The organism is Candidatus Pelagibacter sp., from assembly GCF_052049815.1.
In the GTDB taxonomy this organism is placed as follows: Bacteria; Pseudomonadota; Alphaproteobacteria; order Pelagibacterales; family Pelagibacteraceae; genus Pelagibacter.
On the sequence record NZ_JBNGZG010000008.1, the window covers coordinates 1 to 21,816 of the forward strand.

Annotated in this window: 20 protein-coding genes and 1 pseudogene; 20 read left to right on the forward strand and 1 reads right to left on the reverse strand. The window is 31.5% G+C overall.

What is annotated here, in order from left to right:
• From ACTT9D_RS02510 to ACTT9D_RS02555, 10 genes and pseudogenes are all read left to right on the forward strand, one after another.
• On the forward strand, positions 1-517 hold a 517-nt coding region (locus ACTT9D_RS02510; RefSeq protein ID WP_440930298.1), incomplete at its 5' end, for a DsbE family thiol:disulfide interchange protein.
• Positions 514-876: a cytochrome c-type biogenesis protein gene (locus tag ACTT9D_RS02515; protein ID WP_440930299.1), complete on the forward strand. Its 363-nt coding sequence runs from the start codon at positions 514-516 to the stop codon at positions 874-876. The genes ACTT9D_RS02510 and ACTT9D_RS02515, both read left to right, overlap by 4 nt.
• Positions 873-1,406 (forward strand): acyloxyacyl hydrolase, encoded by a 534-nt coding sequence (locus tag ACTT9D_RS02520; protein WP_440930300.1) that lies wholly within the window; start codon positions 873-875, stop codon positions 1,404-1,406. The genes ACTT9D_RS02515 and ACTT9D_RS02520 overlap by 4 nt, the downstream gene beginning before the upstream one ends.
• A gap of 8 nt (positions 1,407-1,414) precedes the next feature.
• Complete coding sequence (locus ACTT9D_RS02525; RefSeq protein ID WP_440930301.1) at positions 1,415-2,566, forward strand: alpha-hydroxy acid oxidase; 1,152 nt, start codon at positions 1,415-1,417, stop codon at positions 2,564-2,566.
• 3 nt (positions 2,567-2,569) lie between these two features.
• Positions 2,570-3,733, forward strand: a complete 1,164-nt coding sequence (locus tag ACTT9D_RS02530; RefSeq protein WP_440930302.1) for a pyridoxal phosphate-dependent aminotransferase — start codon at positions 2,570-2,572, stop codon at positions 3,731-3,733.
• Positions 3,734-3,737: 4 nt separating this feature from the next.
• A complete protein-coding gene (locus ACTT9D_RS02535) occupies positions 3,738-5,231 on the forward strand; it encodes an FAD-linked oxidase C-terminal domain-containing protein (protein WP_440930303.1) in 1,494 nt (497 codons plus the stop codon).
• Positions 5,185-6,465 (forward strand): FAD-binding protein, encoded by a 1,281-nt coding sequence (locus ACTT9D_RS02540; protein ID WP_440930304.1) that lies wholly within the window; start codon positions 5,185-5,187, stop codon positions 6,463-6,465. The genes ACTT9D_RS02535 and ACTT9D_RS02540 overlap by 47 nt, the downstream gene beginning before the upstream one ends.
• Positions 6,465-7,754: pseudogene (glcF, locus tag ACTT9D_RS02545) on the forward strand (glycolate oxidase subunit GlcF). Before ACTT9D_RS02540 ends, glcF begins: the two are co-directional and overlap by 1 nt.
• Before the next feature lie 7 nt (positions 7,755-7,761).
• On the forward strand, positions 7,762-8,715 hold the full coding sequence (locus ACTT9D_RS02550) for a 2-hydroxyacid dehydrogenase (RefSeq protein ID WP_440930305.1): 954 nt from the start codon (positions 7,762-7,764) through the stop codon (positions 8,713-8,715).
• Between the two features lie 6 nt (positions 8,716-8,721).
• Positions 8,722-9,933 (forward strand): MFS transporter, encoded by a 1,212-nt coding sequence (locus tag ACTT9D_RS02555; RefSeq protein WP_440930306.1) that lies wholly within the window; start codon positions 8,722-8,724, stop codon positions 9,931-9,933.
• Here the strand turns inward: ACTT9D_RS02555 and ACTT9D_RS02560 are convergent.
• Positions 9,930-11,018, reverse strand: coding sequence for a GAF domain-containing protein (locus ACTT9D_RS02560; RefSeq protein WP_440930307.1), 1,089 nt, complete (start codon positions 11,016-11,018; stop codon positions 9,930-9,932). The two genes, ACTT9D_RS02555 and ACTT9D_RS02560, sit on opposite strands and share 4 nt — an antisense overlap.
• Positions 11,019-11,158: 140 nt before the next feature.
• On the opposite strand from ACTT9D_RS02560, the gene ACTT9D_RS02565 reads away from it, so the two are divergent.
• From ACTT9D_RS02565 to ACTT9D_RS02610, 10 genes are all read left to right on the forward strand, one after another.
• Entirely contained in the window at positions 11,159-12,220 is a 1,062-nt protein-coding gene (locus ACTT9D_RS02565; RefSeq protein WP_440930308.1) for an NAD(P)-dependent alcohol dehydrogenase, read from the forward strand.
• 18 nt (positions 12,221-12,238) lie between these two features.
• Entirely contained in the window at positions 12,239-13,777 is a 1,539-nt protein-coding gene (locus ACTT9D_RS02570) for an extracellular solute-binding protein (protein ID WP_440930309.1), read from the forward strand.
• 71 nt (positions 13,778-13,848) lie between these two features.
• Positions 13,849-14,712 (forward strand): carbohydrate ABC transporter permease, encoded by an 864-nt coding sequence (locus tag ACTT9D_RS02575; protein WP_440930310.1) that lies wholly within the window; start codon positions 13,849-13,851, stop codon positions 14,710-14,712.
• Positions 14,713-14,715: 3 nt separating this feature from the next.
• A complete protein-coding gene (locus tag ACTT9D_RS02580; RefSeq protein ID WP_014954021.1) occupies positions 14,716-15,564 on the forward strand; it encodes a carbohydrate ABC transporter permease in 849 nt (282 codons plus the stop codon).
• Positions 15,564-16,643 (forward strand): ABC transporter ATP-binding protein, encoded by a 1,080-nt coding sequence (locus tag ACTT9D_RS02585; protein ID WP_440930311.1) that lies wholly within the window; start codon positions 15,564-15,566, stop codon positions 16,641-16,643. The genes ACTT9D_RS02580 and ACTT9D_RS02585 overlap by 1 nt, the downstream gene beginning before the upstream one ends.
• Positions 16,636-17,709 (forward strand): ABC transporter ATP-binding protein, encoded by a 1,074-nt coding sequence (locus ACTT9D_RS02590; protein ID WP_440930312.1) that lies wholly within the window; start codon positions 16,636-16,638, stop codon positions 17,707-17,709. The genes ACTT9D_RS02585 and ACTT9D_RS02590 overlap by 8 nt, the downstream gene beginning before the upstream one ends.
• The gene (locus ACTT9D_RS02595; RefSeq protein WP_440930313.1) at positions 17,693-18,487 is read left to right on the forward strand and encodes a DUF4198 domain-containing protein; all 795 of its coding nucleotides are present in this window, start codon (positions 17,693-17,695) and stop codon (positions 18,485-18,487) included. The genes ACTT9D_RS02590 and ACTT9D_RS02595 overlap by 17 nt, the downstream gene beginning before the upstream one ends.
• A gap of 125 nt (positions 18,488-18,612) precedes the next feature.
• On the forward strand, positions 18,613-19,773 hold the full coding sequence (locus ACTT9D_RS02600; protein ID WP_014954025.1) for a TRAP transporter substrate-binding protein: 1,161 nt from the start codon (positions 18,613-18,615) through the stop codon (positions 19,771-19,773).
• Between the two features lie 91 nt (positions 19,774-19,864).
• Positions 19,865-20,455: a TRAP transporter small permease subunit gene (locus ACTT9D_RS02605; RefSeq protein ID WP_157720915.1), complete on the forward strand. Its 591-nt coding sequence runs from the start codon at positions 19,865-19,867 to the stop codon at positions 20,453-20,455.
• Positions 20,445-21,806 (forward strand): TRAP transporter large permease, encoded by a 1,362-nt coding sequence (locus ACTT9D_RS02610; RefSeq protein WP_440930314.1) that lies wholly within the window; start codon positions 20,445-20,447, stop codon positions 21,804-21,806. Before ACTT9D_RS02605 ends, ACTT9D_RS02610 begins: the two co-directional genes overlap by 11 nt.
• Positions 21,807-21,816 lie beyond the last annotated feature (10 nt).

Here is a 21,816-nt window from a genome sequence, read left to right on the forward strand (position 1 = left end):
GAAAAATAATATTGTTCCATTTTTAGTTTTCTTCTTTTTAATATTTATTTTTTTTGTTTTTTACAAAAGTCTTAATCAAACAAATATTTATACGCCAAACGTAAATTTGAATAAAAACATTCCAGAATTTGAGGCAAAAATTTTTAAATCAAATGAAAATTTTTCAAGTAAAGATTTTATGCTTAATGAATATTATTTAATTAATATATGGGCATCATGGTGTGCACCATGTCAATTAGAGCATAAATATTTGTTAGAATTAAATGATATCAATTCACTTAAAATGATTGGAATAAATTATAAAGATCTAAAATTAAATGCTGAAAATTTTCTTGATGATTTAGGCAACCCTTATGATTTAATTCTTAATGATGACAATGGAAAATTATCAATAAATTGGGGTGCTTATGGAGTACCAGAAACTTTTATAGTTTTTAATAATAAGATTGTTAAAAAATATACAGGACCAATAAATGAAATCAATGTTCAGGAAATTAAAAAAATTTTAAGCCAATGAAAAAAATTTTAATTTTTTTATTATTAATAAATATTTCAACTGCACATGGGGAAATACAAAACGATAAGCTAAAAATTGAGATCACAAAAAATCTTAGATGTTTAATTTGTCAGGGACAGTCTGTTTATGATTCTGACTCTGAATTTGCTAATAGCCTGAAGTTAGTTGTTGAAGACAAATTGAAAGAAGGAATGGAAGAAGAGGAAATCTACATTTTTTTAAAAAAAAAATATGGAAACTGGATATTGTATGATCCTGAATTAACAAAAAATACATATATCTTGTGGATTTTACCTTTATTGTTATTTTTTATAGGTGGTGTCATAATATTTAAAAAATTGAAAACTAGAAATTTATGAGCATATTAGCTGTGATGAAAAAAAAAGTAATGACAATTTCTATCTGTGCGTGCTTTGGTTTAATTAATATTGTTAGCGCAGACGATAGTAAAATTGAGACCGATTCAACTAAGTTAAATTTCTATACCGGAATGTTTGATTTTAGTGATGATGGAAAGAAGTCAGAATTATTTGGTGTTCAACATCAAAACGAGGATTTAAATAGAGATACATTTTTAGGAAATTTATCTCCAATTACTGGCGCAATGATGACAGCAGATAGTGCTAGTTATTTTTATACAGGAGTTCAGGCCCAGTACAATCTCGGCAATTTAAATTTTAATCCCAGTTTTGCTCCTGGTTATTATAATGAAGGAGATGGCAAAGATTTAGGACATGCGCTAGAATTTAAAACTGAATTACAATTATCTATGAACTTACCAAAAGAAAGTTTTGTGGGTTTTTCATATAATCATCTATCTAATGCAAGTTTAGGAGACAAAAATCCAGGTGCAAATAGTTATATGTTTAATTTTCTTAAAAAATTTTAGTTTAAGAAATGAATTTAAAAGATTGTCACAATTTTACAGATTTTAGAAAATTAGCAAAAAAAAATCTTCCATCACCAATTTTTCATTACATAGATGGTGGCTCAGACGATGAAGTAACTTTAAGAAGGAATACTGATGCATTTAACGACTGTGATTTAGTACCAAATGTTTTGGCTAGTGTTGGAAAGCCAGATTTATCTACAACTGTTTTTGGAAAAAAAATTGATATGCCAATATTTTTATCACCGACAGCTATGCAAAGATTATACCACCATGAGGGAGATAAAGCTTCTGCGAGAGCTGCAGAAAAATTTGGGACTTTTTATAGTATGTCAACAATGGCAAACACAACAATAGAAGAAATTGCAAATGTATCTAGCGGTCCAAAGTTATTTCAATTGTATGTACATAAAGATACTGGAATTACAGATGATCTTATCGAGAGATGTAAGAGAGCAAATTTTGATGGAATGTGTTTAACTGTTGATACATTAGTAGCAGGTAATAGAGAGAAAGATCATAGAACAGGTTTTACAACACCTCCCAAACTTACATTGCAGAGTTTAATGAGTTTTGCAATGCACCCTAAATGGGTTTTTAATTATTTAACTCATGAAAAATTTTCATTAGCAAATGTTGCAACAAAAACAGATAAGGGAACAAATATTGCTAAGTCTGTGATTGAATATATCAATGAACAATATGATCCAGCAATGAGCTGGAAAGATGCTGAATACTGTGTGAAAAAATGGGGTAAGCCTTTTGCACTTAAGGGAGTTATGTCAGTTGAAGATGCTAAAAGAGCAATAGACATTGGATGCACAGCAATCATGATTTCTAATCATGGTGGAAGACAACTTGATGGATCAAGATCTCCCTTTGATCAAGTAAAAGAAATATCAGATGCAGTAGGAGATAAGTTAGAAATCATATTAGATGGTGGAATTAGGCGTGGCACTCATGTGTTAAAAGCACTTGCAGCTGGGGCAAAAGCGTGTAGTTTTGGTCGGATGTTTTTATTTGCCTTGGGAGCAGCTGGTCAGCCAGGAGTAGAAAAGTTACTTCAAAATATGCACGATGAAATAAATAGAAATATGGTTTTAATGGGTTGTAAAAATTTGAGTGAATTAAATAGAACAAAAATAATATATAGGAGATAAATTATGAAATTAGCTGAAAGTTTAAATAGATTAGGCACTGAAACTGCATTTAGCGTTTTGGCCAGAGCAAAAAAACTTGAAGCACAAGGCAAACCCATGATCCATTTAGGGTTAGGGCAACCTGATTTTAAAACTCCTAAGCATATTGTTGAAGCTGCAAAAAAAGCTTTAGATGATGGTCATCATGGATACGTATTATCAAACGGTATTTTAGAGTGTCGTCAATCCGTAACAAGAAAAATTAAGAGTCTTTATAATCAAGACATAGATCCAGAAAGAATAATTATCATGCCCGGTGGAAAACCTACTATGCATTATGCAATCCAATGTTTTGGTGAACCAGGTGTTGAGATTATTCATCCAACTCCAGCGTTTCCTATTTATGAGTCGATGATTAATTATACTGGATCTACTGCTGTTCCTTATGATTTAACTGAAGACAAAGATTTAAAATTTAGTGCAGATAAAATTCTTTCATTAATCACTGACAAAACAAGATTGTTGATTTTAATTAACCCAAATAATCCTACTGGAAGTTTCGTAGAAAAGTCAGAAATTGATAAGTTAGCAGAGGGATTAAAGAAGCATCCACATGTAACAATTCTTAGTGATGAAATTTACAGCAGACAAATTTTTGATGGTAAAGAAATGCCAACTTTTTTTAATTACCCAGAATTAAGAGATAGACTAATTGTCCTAGAAGGATGGAGTAAAGCTTATTCAATGACAGGTTGGAGATTAGGATGGAGTTTTTGGCCTGAGCATTTAGTTGAACATGTTAATAAACTTTTAATAAACAGTGTTTCTTGTGTAAATGCTGCTGCCCAGTTTGCTGGTATTGCTGCATTAGATGGTCCAGATGACTCAATTCATCACATGATGGAAAAATTTACTCAAAGAAGAAAACTAATTCACGAAGGTTTAAACAGTCTTCCAGGTGTCGAGTGTAGTTTGCCTGGCGGTGCTTTTTATGCATTTCCTAAGGTAATTGGAACAGGTATGAATGGTGAGGAATTTTGTCATAAAGCAATGCATGAAGCAGGTGTAGCAATAGTACCAGGAACTGCTTTTGGTAAAACTTCGGGCGATTATGTCAGATTTAGTTTTGCTGCATCACAAGATAATATTTCTCAAGCAATTGATAATATTAAAAAAATGCTTGGATAAATAAATGGAGTTAGCTTTACCAAAAATTGATCAAAAAACGATAGATAACAAAAGTTCTATTGTTAAAAATTTATGTAAGCTGACAAATCCAGAAAATGTTTTAAGTCATGCAGATGAAATCAAACCATACGAGACGGATGCGCTAGCTGCATACACTCAAACACCTTTAGCAGTTGTGCTACCTGAAAATACTAATGAAGTAAGTGAAATCTTAAAATATTGTCATAAAGAAAATATTAAAGTAATTCCAAGAGGTGCTGGCACAGGATTATCTGGAGGAGCATTACCATTACAAGATGCAGTAATTCTTGGTTTGGGAAAATTTAATAAAATTTTAAATATAGATTTTCCAAATAAATGTGTCGTTACACAACCAGGTGTAACAAATTTAGGAATAACGCATGCTGTTCAACACAAAGGCTTCTATTATGCACCAGATCCTTCTAGTCAATTAGCTTGCTCTATTGGAGGTAATGTTGCTGAAAATTCAGGTGGAGTACACTCACTTAAATATGGAACAACTACAAATAACATTCTTGGTGTTGAAATGGTAATGATGGATGGAACCATCTGTAGATTTGGTGGAAAAGCATTAGATCAAGAAGGTTATGATTTGATGGGATTAATTTGTGGATCCGAGGGTTTATTAGGAGTTGTTACAGAGGTAACAGTAAAGATATTAAAAAAACCACAAGTAGTTAAAGCTGCATTGATTGGTTTTCCTTCAATTAAAGAAGGTGGTGATGCAGCATCAGAAATAATTTCAAGCGGAATTGTTCCGGCAGGTATGGAAATTATGGATAGAGCATTAATTGAAGCAACTGACAACTTTAGTAAAGCAGGATATCCAAGAGATGCAGAACTACTTTTAATTGTAGAGCTTGATGGAACAGAGTCTGAAGTAAATGAGTTATTAAAAAAAGTAAGTGAAATTTCTAAGAAAAATAATTGCTCAAGTTTAAAACTTAGTAAAAATGAACAAGAAAGATTAAAATTTTGGACTGGTAGAAAAGCAGCGTTTCCAGCATGTGGAGCAATGGCTCCAGACTATTATTGTATGGATGGAGTTATACCAAGAGGAAAACTTGCAGAAGCTCTTCTCGAAATAAAAAAACTTTCTGAAAAATATGATTTACCCGTTGCAAACTGTTTTCATGCAGGCGATGGAAACTTACACCCATTAATTATGTTTGATGGCAGTGACAAAAAACAGTTAAGAAAAACAGAGGAATTTGGAGCTGAAATTTTAAAAACTTGCGTAAAATTAGGTGGAGTTATTACTGGAGAACATGGAGTTGGAATAGAAAAAAGAGAACTAATGTGTGAAATGTTTAATAATATAGATATTCAGCAACAACTCGATATTAAAAAATCTTTAGATGAAAAAAATTTATTAAACCCTGGAAAGGTTTATCCAATTCTAAGAAAATGTGCAGAGGAAGGAAGGGTTCATGTCCACACAAGTAAGAACAAATTCCCAGATCTTCCAAGATTCTAATAATACCTATTTTCCAAATGATGAGAATGAAGTTTCTATTCTTGTAAAGGATATTTTTGATAAAAATTCTTCAGCAGAATTAATAGGATCAAATTCAAAAAAGTTTATTGGAAACAAAACACAAGCAGCGAATAAAATTTCATTATCAAAACTATCTGGAATTATCGAATATTATCCAGAAGAACTGTATATCAAAGTTAAAGCAAACACTTTGATAGAAGATATTGAAAGAGAATTAGAGAAAAATGAACAAGAATTAGCATTTGAATTAATTGATTTTGGATTTATTGAAAATGGTAAATCAAATAAAGGGACAATTGGTGGTTATCTTGCCTGTAATTATGCTGGTTCAAGAAGATTTAAAGTAGGAAGTGTTAGAGATCATGTACTTGGTTTTAGAGGAGTGAATGGAAAAGGAGAAATAATTAAATCAGGTGGAACAGTAGTGAAAAATGTTACGGGTTATGATTTATCAAAGCTAGTTGCTGGATCGTTCGGCACTTTGGTTGCTCTTACAGAAATAACCCTTAAGGTTTTACCAAAAAAAAAGATATCAAATACAATTGTTATTGATGTTGATGATCCAAGCAAAGTTTATGATATATTTGATAAAATATCAGATTCTAGTAGCGAAGTTTCTGGTGCCATTTTTATTCCAAGTGAACCAGAAGATACAGATATTGAAAAAAATAAGAATGAAGTTTTTAAATTTAATGATTTAGAAGTTAAGAATTCATTTTTAGCGTTGAGAGTTGAAGGAGATAAAATTTCAGTAGGAGAAAAAATAAAAAGTATAAGTGAAGAGTTAGAATTAGATAAATTTAAAAGTGTAATTTTAGAAAGTTATCAATCAGCTCCATTTTGGAAAAAAGTTAATAACTTAGAATTATTTTCTAAAACAAAAAATAATCTTATACGTTTAGTTATAGAACCTGCGTCAGGTATTGAAATGATGAAACATTTGGGAAGCAAGTTTAAATATTATATTGATTGGTGTGGTGCTTTATTTTGGATTGAGGTTCCATCAAAAAAAAATAACAAAATTAAAGAGATGAAAGAATTAGCTATAAAACTTGGCGGATATTTTACTATTATTAAGCCAGCTCAAGATTATGATTATGAAGAAACTATTTTTACAATAGATAAAACAAGATTGATCATTTCAGAAAAAATAAAACAAAGTTTTGATCCTAAGAGGGTATTTAATCCAGGCAAGATGTATAGAGGAGTATAATGCAAACAAATTTTACAGAACCACAATTAAAAGACTCTGATAATAAATCTACAGAAAAAATATTTAAAAAATGTGTTCACTGCGGAATGTGTAATGCAACATGACCTACACATCAATTGTTAGGTGATGAATTAGATGGTCCAAGAGGTAGAATTTATTTGATTAAAGACATGCTTGAAAATAATAAGCAACCCAATGAGAAAGTGGTTAAGCATATTGATAGATGTCTATCTTGTTACAGTTGCATGACTACATGTCCAGCAGGTGTTAATTATATGCACGTAATAGATCATGGAAAAAAATATATTGAAAAAAATTACAAAAGACCTTTGTTTGATAGACTTATAAGATATTTCTTATCTATTACTCTTCCAAATGTAAAAATTTTTAAATTATCAAGTTATGGTGTGAAACTTATCAAGCCATTTAAATTTTTATTTATGACTCTTATTAAAGATATGATTGAGTTAATGCCAACATCATTTCCAAAAAAAACTTTACCGGTTCAAGAAATTTATAAAGCGAAAGGAAAAAATAAAATTGCTAGAGTTGCTTTATTAACCGGTTGTGTGCAAAAAGAAATTTCTCCACAAATTAACGAAGCAACAATAAGATTATTAAACAGACACGGGGTTGAGGTTATTGTGCCAAAACAAATACATTGCTGTGGTTCGTTAAATCATCATTTGGGCAAAGAAGATGATGCGCATCAAGACTTTAAAAATAATATAAATACTTGGTATGAAGAACACAAGAGAGGCAATTTAGATGCAATTTTATCTAATACTTCAGGGTGTGGAACAACTATGAAAGATTATGGATTTATTTTTAGAGATGATAAAGAATTAAGCAAAAAAGCAAAATTAATATCATCGCTAACCAAAGATGTTTCTGAGTATCTTTTCGAAAGTTTAAAACTTGATATTATAATTAAAGATAAAAAATATAAAGTTGCCTATCATTCTGCTTGCTCAATGCAACATGGTCAAAAAGTTCATGCTCAACCAATTTCATTACTAGAAAAGACTAATAATGAGATTATGGAAATTCCAGAGGGTCATATTTGTTGTGGGTCAGCTGGAACATATAATATTTTACAATCAAAAATTGCCAAACAACTATTAAAGAAAAAAGTTAATAATATAGAGAGTTTAAATCCAGATTTTATTTCAACAGGAAATATAGGTTGTATTACACAAATATCTCATGGTACTAAAGTTCCAATTTTGCATACAATTGAAGTTTTAGATTGGTATACAGGTGGTCCAAAACCAGAGGTTTTAAAATAGGAGAGCTATGAAAAAAATTTTAGTTACAAGAAAATTAATTAGAGAAAGCGAAGATAAAGCTGCAAAATTATTTGATGCAAAATTTAATACTAACGACGAACTATATTCACAATCAAAAATAATTGAAATGAGTGAAGGTTGTGATGGAATTCTGTCATCATTAACTGAAAAGATGGATGCTGATACAATAAATAAACTTCCAGACTCAATAAAAATAATTTCAAATTTTGCAGTTGGTTTTGGAAACATAGATTTAGAAGCTGCTAAAAAAAGAGGAATAGCTGTAACAAATACTCCAGAGGTTTTATCTGATGCAACAGCTGAAATTGGAATATTACTTATTTTAGGAGCATGCAGAAGAGCTTCCGAAGGAATAGAATCTGCTAGAGAAGGTGGCTGGAAATGGTCTGCAGATTATTTAATTGGTAAACAGCTTACAGGTACACGTTTAGGAATTTTAGGCATGGGTCGAATAGGTCAAAAAATTGCAAACATTGCAAGGTCTTTAGGTATGGTGATTCATTACCATAATAGATCAAAGTTGAGTGAGGATAAAGAGCAAGGCGCTGTTTACCACGACAATATCAAGAGTTTGTTTTCTGTATCTGATGTTCTTTCTATTTGTTGTCCAGCTACTAAAGAAACTGAAAATATGATTAATAAAGAAACAGTAGAATATTTTCCAAAAGGTGCAGTTATTACTAACGTTGCAAGAGGTGATATAGTAGATGATGAGGCATTAATTGATGCTTTAAATAGAAGAAAAATTTATGCAGCAGGTTTAGATGTTTATAAAAACGAACCCAATTTAAATCCAGGATATAATAAAATTAAATCTGTATTTATTTTACCTCATCTAGGAAGTGCCACTAAGGATACAAGAATAGCAATGGGTAACTTAGCGATAGACAACCTTGATGAATTTTTCAAGACAGGAAATTGCAAAAATAAAGTAAATTAAACTGGAATGCCAAAACCAGTTTTAACAAAATCAAAAGCTATAATAATTTTTTTAGTTTTTGCTCTTGGTTATTTCATTTCTACGTTACTTAGAGCAATTAATGCAACAATTTCACCAGAATTAGTCTCAGAGTTTAATTTATCTGCAGGAGATTTAGGATTATTAAGTGGAGCATATTTTTTAGGTTTCGCTAGTGTTCAAATTCCATTAGGATACTTATTAGACTCTAAAGGTCCTAAAAAAATTGTTTCTTATTTTTTATTATTAACAATAGTAGGAATAATATTATTTGCTAATGCAAAAAACTTTCAAATATTGTTGTTATCAAGACTATTAATTGGGATCGGAGTAGGAGCATGTTTGATGGGCCCACTGACTGCCTATCGAGTTTGGTTTCAAGACGAGACACAACAAAGATCAAATTCGTGGATGTTGATGGTAGGGGCAATCGGTATGTTATCTTCTAGTTTACCTGTACAGTATTTATTACCAAGTATTGGATGGAGAGGTGTTTTTACAAATTTAGCAATAATAACATTTATTTGTATTGTTTTGATCGTTTTATTTATTCCAAAATGGGAAAATTCAAATTTTGATCAAAACTCAAAGCAAGGGAAGTTGAGTGATATTTGGAATAACGATTTTTTCAAGAGCTTGGTTCCTATGGGCTTTTTTAATTATGGTAGTCTTTTTGCTATTCAAACATTATGGGCTGGACCATGGTTAACAAGAGTTTCAGGATATACACCTGAGGAAAGTGCTAGGGGTTTATTTTTACTTTATTCTAGTTTGTTATTTTCTTTTTTACTTTGGGGTTATTACATACCAAGGTTTTCTAAAAATATTTCTGATGCAGTAAAACTTTTAAGATGGGGAGCTCCATTAAATTTAATTGTTTTAGTTGTAATAATTTTATTAGGTTCTAAAGCAGGAGCAATTCATTGGGCAATTTTTGGTATTAGTTCAATATTTTTATCTTTAACTCAGCCAGCTGTTGGAATGGCATTTCCATTAAATAATGCTGGTAAGGCATTAACATCATTTAATTTGCTTCTTTTTGTTGGAGCTTTTGTTTTACAATGGGTAATAGGTTTGATTATTGATTTAGGTATGAAAATAAATATTTCTGAGGAAAATTCATTTAAAATTGCAATGTCGTTTGTATTATTGACATCGTTTTTTTCTTATCTGTTCTTTTTGTTTAAAAGCAAAAATTAATTCAAGTGTTTATAAACAGTTGTTCTAGATATACCTAGCCTTCTAGCAGTTTTAGATATACTTTGAGTTTGTGCAAAAGTAGATTTTATTAATATGCATTTTTCTCTTTTCATCTTTGCATCTTTGCAATCTTCACAAGCATATGTTTTTATATTTTGAATGATCTGTTTTTTATTCTCACCATTATAATTCTGATTTTTGACAACAAATACTGATGAACCTAAATAGTCAGTAACTTTAATAATTTTATTGTTCAGTATATTGCTAGCTATCGATGAAAATGACTCCGTAAAGATATTATTAAAATCTTGATTCCTAATATCCATTAAACCATGTAACATAATTTTCGCATTAGAGTTTGATCCTACTATTATTCCGTCACCATTAATTGCTAACAAGCCTACGCTGGTAGTGGATAAGTATTCTTGTCTTGGATGGAAATTTAGAATTAATTCACTTTTAAATTGCTCAATAAATAATTTTGTTTCAATACTTCTTGTTGCAAGATTTACTAATGCCAAAGTATGTTGTTCTCTTGACCTTGCATCAGTTGATGCATCAATTATTCCAACTGTTTTTCCTTCATGATTGATTATGGGACTTGCAAAGCATGAAATTTTTTCATGATTAGTAAAAAAATGTTCTTTGCCAGAAACTATAGTTGGTTTCTGTAACGCAACTGCTAGACCAAGACCATTTGTTCCACAAACTTTTTCTGACCATATAGATCCAGGTATTACTGCTTTTCCTACATCCCCATCTAAACATGTTTTGTCGTAAATTGTATCTAAAACTAAGCCTTCATTATCAGAGAAGGCTACCATAAAATTCGTGCCAGCAACTTGAGAATATAAAAGTTCTAATTCTGGAATAATAATTTTTCTTATGCTCTCTTTTTTTTGTCTAATTTCTTCTAATTCTTGAAATGATATTACACTTCTCTTTGGTCGTTTAAATGGATCTAAACCGTTAGAAATACATCTTGCCCAGCTGTCTGAAATTTCAGAGTTCATGTTAGCGGTTAACATTTCTCTTTTTTTTAAGATTGTCTTAAACTCTTTTTCTACCGTTGATAAATTTGGCATGCCCAACATTAAATTTTTTTAATAATTTAAACAACCAACCGTAGGTTGTATATGTTAATTTTCTGAACATCTTTCAATCAGTTTGACTCCTTTAAATTCTCTAAATTTAATAGTCTTCCTACTAGAGGGAGATAAAATATATGAAAGCTCAAGTTTTACATAAATATGACCCAGAGATGAAAGAACAGACCTGGGTAACTAATAAAGAAATGCCTGATCCAAAAATTGAAAAGGCTTCTGATGTAATTGTAAAAATTGGTGCTGCAGGTGTTTGCAGAACTGATCTACATATTATTGAAGGAGTTTGGAAACATATTCAAGATCCTGATGGCGAATTATTACCATGTGTAATGGGTCATGAAAATGCAGGTTGGGTTGAAGATGTTGGTAAAGACGTTACTGATTTTAAAAAAGGTGATCCAGTGATTCTTCACCCATTAATATCGGGAACAGATGGCACATGTTTAGACTGCAGAAGAGGTAATGATATGCATGCTGCTGGAGGTGCATTTCCAGGTTTAAGTATTAAAGAAGGTGGATATTCTGAATTATTAAAAACAAGTGTTAGAAATTTAATCAAACTTCCAAAAGTTTTAGCACCAAAAGATGTTGCGCCTTTTTCAGATGCTGGCTTAACTGCTTACAGAGTAGTAAAGAAAGCTACAAGACATTTGTTGCCAGGTCAAAGCTGTACGATAATTGGAGCTGGTGGTTTAGGACATATTGCAATTCAATGTTTAAAAGCAATGTGTGCTGCAGATATTATTATTGTAGAAAAATCTGAAAAAGCATTGAAACATGCAATGGAACTTGGTGGCGATCACGGAGTTTTAATTGATGGTAATGAAATCGAAAAAGTAAAAGAACTTACAAAAGGAAAAGGTTCTGAAGCTGTAATCGATTTTGTTGGTGAAAAAGGATCTACAGCCATGGGAATTCAAATGACTTCTAATGGTGGTTTTTATTACATTGTTGGATATGGGGAAGAAATTAAATCTCTAGCAGTTGATTTAATTATTTCTGAGAAAACAATTGTAGGTAATTTAGTAGGAACGTGGTCTGAGTTATATGAATTGATGGAATTAGCTGACAGAGGAAAAGTTAAGCTTTCTATGCAAGAATATAAATTAGATGATGCTAACAAAGCACTTCATGACTTAAACGAAGGTAAAGTTAAAGGTCGTGCAGTCTTAGTTCCATAATAATAAAAAGGAGAAGAGATGAAGACAATAAAAACATTCGCAACAGCTCTTTTATCAGGATTAATGGTATTCAGTCCTGTTGCGTACGCTGATAAGTGGAGTGATCAATTTCCACATATCAAAGCGACTGGAGATATTCCTGGAATGTGTTCTTACGAAGAAATGTCTAAAAAGGACTACAGTGGGAAAACTCTAAAAATCAATACACACGCAATTCCAGTAATGGGAGAGCCAACAGCTCTACATGCTGAACAGTTTGAAAAATTAACTGGTGCTAAAGTTGAAGTTACACATACACCTGCAGGTGATTTGTACTCTAAAGCAATGGTTCCATTTCAAGCTGGACAAGCACCTTACGATATTGTGTTTGGATTTTCTAATTTCATTAATGATTGGAAAAGATACTTAGCACCAGTACCCAAAAAGTACATGAATTCACCTGAGATGAAAGATGTAACTAAATCTCATATGGGTGTGTCTTCATGGGATGGTACAATGTATCAATATCCAGTTGATGGTGACAGACACTATTTAAAATATAGAAAAGATGTCATCGATAATCCTGAAATGCAGAAAAAATATAAAGCTGACACTGGTAAAGAACTAAGAGTACCTAGAACTTGGAAAGAGTATGGTGAAATGGCTAAATATTTCAATGATTGGGATTGGGATGGAGACGGTGAAAAAGAATATGGTTCAGCTGAAGTTATGAAAAAAGATGACTTAATGTTTGCCGCTTTTTTCAGCAGATCAGTTGCATATGCTAAAAACCCTAGAACTCCAGGTGGTTTCTTTTTTGATTTAGAAACTATGAAACCAAATATCAATAATCCAGGATTTGTTGAAGCATTAACTGATTGGGTTGAAGCTACTAAATACGTTCCTCCAGGAGGAACTAACTTTGGTCTAGGTGATGAAATTGGATCATTTGGTGGTGGACAAACTTTATTTAGTTTTTCATGGGATGATGCTTTCATCGCTGCAATGCAAGATGATAGTCCTATTAAAAATAAAGTAGGTGCGGCTCCACTTCCAGGTTCAGACAGAGTTTGGAACAGAGTTTCTAATAGCTGGGAAAACCAATTTAACCAAGCTCCATACATCGTTTGGGGTTGGGCAGTAGGTGTTGCGAAGAAAAGCAAAGTAAAAGATATGGCTTTTGATTATCTATGCTTCTTTTCTAATGGTGCAAACCACCAAGCTGATTTAGCAATTGGTAGATTTGGTGTTAACCCATTTAAGAACTCAGACTTTGACCCTAACATTTATATTAATAGCATGGGTTGGGATTCAGAGATCGCTAACAGTTACACTAAAACACTTTTAGATATGGAAAAAAGTAACAACAGAGTTTTCCCTCTAAGAGTTCCAGGTGTATTTGAATTTACAAGTGCTGTAGCTACAGGAACTTCAAAAGCTCTTGCAGGACAATTGTCTCCTCAAGCTGCATTAGATGAAGTTGCTAAAGAGTGGGAAGCAATTGTAAGCAGAGTAGGTAAAAAAGCAGTACAAAAAGCCTATGCTGTTGGTGTCAAAATGGAAGACAACGAACTATAGTTAACTAACTTTATGTGGCCATTAAAATTAATGGCCACATTAAACAAAAATTATATAATCCAATTTTACACATGAACTTTAAGCATAAATACTTTTTTTTGTTTCCTGGTTTATTTGTGCTTATAGGAATTTTAATTTTTCCAATAATATTTGTAGTAAGGTTAAGTTTATCAGGATGGAATAGTTATAATCCTGGATTAGATTTTATTGGTTTAGAAAATTATATAAGATTATTTACAGATGATCCTAGATTTTGGGAATCATTTTTTAGATTAAGTTTTTTATCAGTAACAACTGTAATTCTTCAATATGTGATTGGTTTTGCTTTAGCACATATGGTTTGGAAAGATATAAAATTTAAAAGATTTTTTAGAGTTTTGTTTTTAATTCCGATGATGACCACACCAGTCATCATGACTGTAATATGGAGAACTTTCTTTCACGAGTCGCTTGGACCAGTAAATGATATTTTGTCTAATTTTGGTGTATCACCTAAATGGCTTACAGATCCAGTTATCGCAAAGTTTACGGTAATCATCGTTGAAGTTTGGCAGTGGACTCCATTTATGTTTTTATTATTGTTAGCAGGATTATTATCACTACCAAAAGAACCTTTTTTAGCTGCTGCTATTGACGGTGCTAGTCCAGTGAGAAAATTAATTTATGTAACATTTCCTTTAATGGCTCCAATATCAATAGGCGCAATTATTATTAGATTAATTGAAGCGTCTAAAATTATGGATACAGTTTATGTTTTAACTTCAGGTGGTCCTGGAACTTCAACAGAGACTTCAAGCTTTTATATTTTCATTAAAGGATTAAGGGAATTTCAAATGGGTTATGCAGCTTCAATGTCATTTACATATTTGATTATAATGATCATAAGCTTAACAATCATTGCTAAAGTTTTAACAAAACTGCTATTAAAAGAATAAACGATGAATAAACTTTATATATTTTTAAAATATTTCTTTATAGTTTTTTGGACAATATTTGTAGTAGCACCATTTCTTTGGGCGTTAACAACATCATTTAAAGATTTTCAATCTGTTAATGCGGGAGTAACTTATATTCCTTGGGTTGACTTTGAACCAAATTTAGAAGGTTGGAAAGTTTTAATAAAATCTCCAGCTAAAGGAGGTGTGGACATTGTAGAACCATATTTCAATAGTTTGTTCGTTACATGTACAGCAAGTTTAATTAGTATTATTCTTGGAACTTTGTCAGCTTATGCATTATCAAGATATACATTTAAAGCTGGGTTTGTAAAAAATAATGACATTACATTCTTCTTTATATCTCAAAGAATTATGCCTCCTATTGTTTTATCGATCCCATTCTTTTTATTTTTAAGTTCCATAGATTTGCTTGATAGTCTTTCAGGATTAATTGTTGTTTACATAGTCTTATTAATGCCAATAGCTGTCTGGATCATGGTTGATTTCTTTAATAAGGTTCCAAAAGAAATAGATGAAACTGCATTAATAGATGGATGTAATCCTTATCAAGCATTTTTAAAAGTAGTTCTACCAAATTCAATACCAGGCTTAATAGTTGCTGGTATGTTTTGTATTATTTTTGGTTGGATTGATTTTTTCTTTGCATTTATTTTAACATTTACAGAAGTTCAGTTATTACCAGTTAAAATTGTGGCTTTAAATTCATCAGTAACTCCTTGGTGGAGTTTATCTGCATCAGCATTAGTATCTGTTGCACCTTTAATCATCGTTGCATTTATAGTTGAAAGGTATTTGTCAAAAGGAAATTTATCAGGAGCTATTAAATAATGGATCTGGTTGCTAAAAATTTATCCTATAAACCAACAGATCAGTTTCATTTAAATGATGTATCTTTTAATTTTAAAAATGGAAATCTTTATACAATTTTAGGCAGAACTTTATCCGGTAAAACAACATTACTTAAAACGATAGCTGGTCTACTAACACCAGATAGTGGAGAAATAGATTTTGATGGAAAAGATTTTCTTAAAACGCCTGTATGGGAAAGAAATGTAGCTATGGTTTACCAGCAGTTTATAAATTATCCTCATTTAAATGTTTTTGAAAATGTTGCATTTCCTTTGAAACAAAGAAAAATGGAAACAAATGTAATAAATGAAAAGGTTACAGATGCTCTTAAATCTGTAGGACTGTCTGGTTATGAGAATAGAAAAATTCAAGAACTTTCGGGAGGACAACAACAGAGAGTTTCACTAGCTAGATCATTAGTAAAGAATGCAAAAATTTTATTATTAGACGAACCGCTAGTAAATTTAGATTACAAATTAAGAGAACAATTAAGAGAAGAATTCAAAAACCTATTTTCAAAGGGATTATCAGATGAAACTATTCTGATTTATTCTACAACAGACCCAAGAGAAACTATGGAGTTAAATGGAGAGGTGATTGTATTAGATGAAGGAAAAGTTTTGCAAGTAGGTCCAGCAAAAGAAATTTTTGAAAATCCTAACTCTTTAAAGGTGGCTGAAATTTCAAATGATCCGCCTATGAATATTATTGATGCTGAAATTTTAGAAAGTGAAGTAGGTTTTGAGGGTATATCAATTAGTGCGCCAAAACATTTTAATAATATAAATAATAAAAGTTTTAAAATTGGGCTTAGATCTTCAGATATTATATTAAACGAAAAAGGATATGAGTTTGAAGTTGAGTTAGCTGAAATAAGTGGTTCGGAAACTCTTCTTCATTTAAAAAAAGGTAACACAAAACTAATCATGTCGATTGAAGAAGTAATGAATTTTAAAATTCATGACAAAGTAAAAATAAATTTTAAAATTGAAAAAGCTTATGCGTTTAATTCAAACGGAGATTTAGCTTCTTCACCATTTAGGAGTAAAAATGGCTAAAATAGATTTAAGTAATATTTCTCACTCTTATAATCCAAACGATCCTAATCCGATTTACGCATTAAATCCTTTTTCAATGACGTGGGAAGATGGAAATAGATATGCAATTTTAGGACCATCTGGATGTGGTAAAACAACTATGCTCAATATTGTTTCTGGTCTTGTACGTCCATCAGCAGGAAAAATATTATTTGATAACAAAGATGTTACAGATTTAAAAACAGAAGACAGAAATATAGCACAAGTATTTCAGTTCCCAGTTATTTACAGCACGATGACAGTTTTTGAAAATTTGGCATTTCCTTTAAAATGCAGAGATTTTGCAAAATCTAAAATAGATGAAAGAGTAAACTCAGTTGCAGAAACTTTGAATTTAAATTCTTATTTAGATTTACCAGCAAGAAAATTAACAGCTGATCAAAAACAATTAATATCTTTAGGTAGAGGCCTTGTGCGAGAGGATGTTGCTGCAGTTTTGATGGATGAACCTTTAACAGTAATTGATCCTGATTTGAAATTTAGATTAAGAAGAAATTTAAAAGAGATTAATGAACAGTACAAAACAACTTTAGTTTATGTAACTCATGATCAAAATGAGGCTATGACTTTTGCAGATAATATAATTGTAATGAGCGAAGGTGAGGTTGTACAAACAGGTTCCCCTAAAGATTTATTTGAAAGACCAAACACTACTTTTGTAGGTTATTTTATTGGATCACCTGCAATGAATTTATTCGAGTCGGAGGTTGCATCAGAAACTGAGGTAAAAGTAGGTGATATAAAAATAAAAACAAATACAAATTTATCAAAAGTAAAAAACAAAAATATAAAATTAGGAATTAGATCAGAATTTATTGATTTAGCAGACAAAGAAGGAAATAATACTGTTAAGGCTAAAGTACAAAAGGTTGAAGATTTTGGTAATTTTAAATTACTTACCGCCACAATGAAAAATTTTACAATAAAATCTAAAATTGAAAGAGAAAAACCTATTTCAAATGATGAGGTAAATCTTTATATTCCAGCAGAAAAATGTTGTGTATATGAAGATGAAAAACTTATTTAGAATAATTATTATCATCAAAAGTTTTTTATTTTTATCATTTTCTTTAAATGCTAATGCTCATGAATTTTGGCTAGAACCTGAAAATTTTAATACAGGCTCTGATAGTTCAATCATTCATATAAAAATTGGTACAGAATTCATAGGAACAGAGTTTGGTTTTAAAAAAAAATTTAAAGACAAATTGTATAAAGAAAACAATAAAGAAGGCAGGATAAATCTTGAACAGAAAGATGGTAGTTTTCCAGCTTTTACTTTTAATATTTCTAAAGAATTTAATATTTTTACTTATGTTAATAATTTTACACTTCTTAAATACCGAAGTTTAAAGGGTTTTGAGAATTTTTTAGAAGAGCAAAATCTAACTGCGATTATCAAAAACTATGACCAAAATAAAATTCCAACCGAACATTATAAAAGATTTGCAAAGACAATCTTAAATTTTGATAATTCAAGTTTTTTTGTTGAAAAGCCTACTTTAGATTTTGAAATAATCCTTTTGGGCAAAGTTGATAAAAACTTACTAAAGTTTGGTGTTTTTCATAATGGTAAGTTAGTAAAAAATTGGCCTGTTGAAATATTCAGCAAAAATAAAAACGGCGAAATTTTAACTGAACAATTAAAAACAGATAATGAAGGAAAGTTTAATTTAACTACATTTAAAGAGAGAGTTTATTTAATTAATTCAGTTTTAGTTTTTAAAGCAAAAGATAAGCCCGAATTAAATTTATCTTCCGATTGGATAAGCTATTGGGCAAGTTTAACATTTCAAAATAATTAAAATACACCTTAAAGTTGAATAAAGTTACAATTACCTACTATTGCACACCTATTTTAAATTGATTCTAAAGTCGTATTTTGGTTAGATGCCCGCTGGTTAATTAACTAAAAATAACAAGGAGAAATATGATTAAAGAAAAAAAATCATTGAAGAATTCAACTTCTTCAAGACGTAAGTTCTTTAAGACTGCTGCTAAAGCTGGTGCTGTAGCTGCAGCAACAGTTGCTATGCCAAACATCGCAACTGCTGGTTCTCACGCTAAAGTATTAAAGATGCAAGCTGCATGGCCATCAGGTGCAAACATCTTTTTTGAAATGGCAGGGGACTACTGTAACATGGTTAAAGAAATGTCAGGTGGATCTTTACAGATCGATCTACAACCAGTTGGTGCAGTTGTAAAAACTTCTGAAATCGGACAAGCTGTAAGTTCAGGTGTAGTAGATATGGGTCACTGGGTGACTGCATACTGGTACGGAAAGAATGCAGCAGCTTCTTTATTCGGAACAGGTCCATCATACGGAATGTCATCTCAAGAAGTAATGGGATGGATGGAGTACGGTGGAGGTAGAAAACTGTACGATGAAACTTTAGCAAAAGTAGGTTTCGATTACATCGGTTTCTTCCATATGCCAATGCCTGCTCAGCCTTTTGGTTGGTTCAAAAAGAACGTAACTAAAGTATCTGATGTAAAAGGTATGAAGTACAGAACAGTTGGTCTTGCAACTAACGTTCTTACAGCAATGGGAATGGTAGTTAGACAATTACCAGGTGGTGAAATCCAACCAGCAATGAAAACTGGTTTGATTGAAGCTGCTGAGTTTAACAACCCAACTTCAGACTCTCAGTTTGGTATGCAAGACGTTTCTAAGCATTATCACTTAGGAAGTTTCCACCAATCACAAGAGATGTTTGAAATACCGGTTAACAAAAAAACATACAACAGTTTATCACCTGCACACCAAGCAATATTGAAAAATGCTGCTTACGCTGCAAACAGTGATAACTACTTTAAAGCTCTTGTAAGATACTCAGCTGACTTAGCTAAGTTAATGAACGAGCACAAAGTAAATGTTTACCAAACATCGGACGAGATCCTAGCTGAGCAATTAAAAGGCTGGGATAAAGTAATTGGTGATTTCAATAAGAAAGACCCATTCTTTAAGAAGATCGTTGATTCACAAAAAGCTTACGCTAAGAGAGTAATGAAATACTTACTAATGAATCAGCCGAATTACAAACTTGCGTACGAAAATGAGTTTGGTCCAATTGGAAAAGTTAAGCTGTAGTTAGTTTAATTTAAAATGATTTAAAGGGGGGCTTTTGCCCCCCTTTTTTATTTGATTATTAGTTACAATACATTATTAATTGTCCTTTATGATGAGATCCTACATTAAATTTGCTGACCGATTGAGTGTTTCAATGGGTAAAGCTTTTTCTTGGTGTATTGTGATTTTAATGGGTGGAACTTGTTACGAAGTATTTATGGCTTATGCTTTAAATGCACCCACATTATGGAATTTTGATTTCAGTCTTCAAATGTACGGAGCAATATTTATGATGGCTGGAGCTTACACACTTTGTACAGAAGCGCATGTAAGAGGAGATGTGATTTACAGATTATTTTCACAAAGAACACAAGCATGGATAGATATTGTTTTATACTTTATTTTCTTTTTTCCAGGTGTTCTGGCTCTAGCATTTTATGGTTACGAATACGCTGCTTTAGCTTGGAAAATAAAAGAAACAAGCTGGAATAGCCCAGCACAAATACAAATTTATATGGCAAAATCTTTAATACCTTTGTCTGGCGCTCTTTTATCTATTCAAGGAGTAAGCGAAGTGTTTAGATGCATAATCTGTATTCAAACAGGTTCATGGCCAGAAAGAAATGCCCAGGGTGATGCTGAAGAAACAGAAAAAATTTTAATGAGAACTTCTCAGGAAGGAAACAAAGAAGATGTTATTTAGTTTAACAAATCCAGAGATTGCAATCATGATGATGGGACTGTTTTTATTTGCAGTTCTATTGGGTTTTCCTATTGCTTTTACACTAATGGCTATGGGTCTTGGATTTGGATATTACGCTTATTTTGATCCAACTAAAATGGAACATTTATTTGATAATAGAATATTCCAACTTTTTGTTCAAAACACATACACTGTTATGGATAACAACGTTTTAACAGCGGTCCCCTTATTTTTATTTATGGGTTATCTTGTTGAACGTGCAGGTATTGTAGCAAAATTATTTTTTGCAATCAGATTAGCGTCACACAGGTTACCTGCTTCTATGGCAGTGGCAGCATTAATTACATGTGCTCTGTTTTCAACAGCCACAGGTATTATAGGTGCTGTAGTAACTTTAATGGGATTATTAGCTTGGCCGGCAATGGTTAAAGCTGGTTATGACAAAAAATTTGCATCAGGTATAATTTGCTCTGGTGGATGTCTTGGTATTTTAATTCCACCAAGCATTATGTTAATAGTTTATTCGGTAATTGCTCAATTGTCTCCATTAAGATTATTTGCAGCCGCTATTTTCCCAGGTTTAATGTTAGCTGGGCTTTATATAATATATGCAATCACTAGAGCTTATTTTAATCCTTCAATAGATCCAAAACCAAAAGCTGAGGAAATACCGCCAACAGCAGTAATTATGAAAGAAGTTTTGGTTTCTTTCTTACCATTGTTTTCATTAATCATATTAGTTTTAGGAACTATCTTAGCAGGTATTGCAACTCCTGCAGAAGCAGCAGCGGTAGGTGCATTTGGTTCATTAGTTCTTTCTTATTTCTATAAAACTTTAAAATGGAAAAATTTCAAAGAGTCTGTATTTTTAACAGCAAAAACAACAGCTATGATTATGTGGCTGTTTATTGGATCTTGGACTTTTGCATCAGTATTTTCTTATTTGGGAGGTCATGAAGTTTTTGAACATTTCTTTAAATCTCTTAACTTACAGCCTTGGCAATTCTTAATTATTACTCAGTTGATTATATTTTTATTAGGATGGCCTCTAGAGTGGACAGAAATTTTAATTATTTTTGTGCCTATATTTTTACCATTAGTAGAATTTTTTGGAGTAAATCCATATTTCTTTGCAATGTTAATTGCGTTGAATCTTCAAACTTCATTTTTAACACCACCCATGGCAATGTCAGCATATTACTTAAAGGGTGTGCAGGCAAAAAATGTTGAATTGATGGATATATTTAGAGGAATTATGCCTTTCTTAGCAATTGTTATTTTTGCTATGGTGTTAATGTATATTTTCCCAGGTATTGCTTTATGGTTACCAGAAACTTTATTTGCAAATTAATTCTAAATTA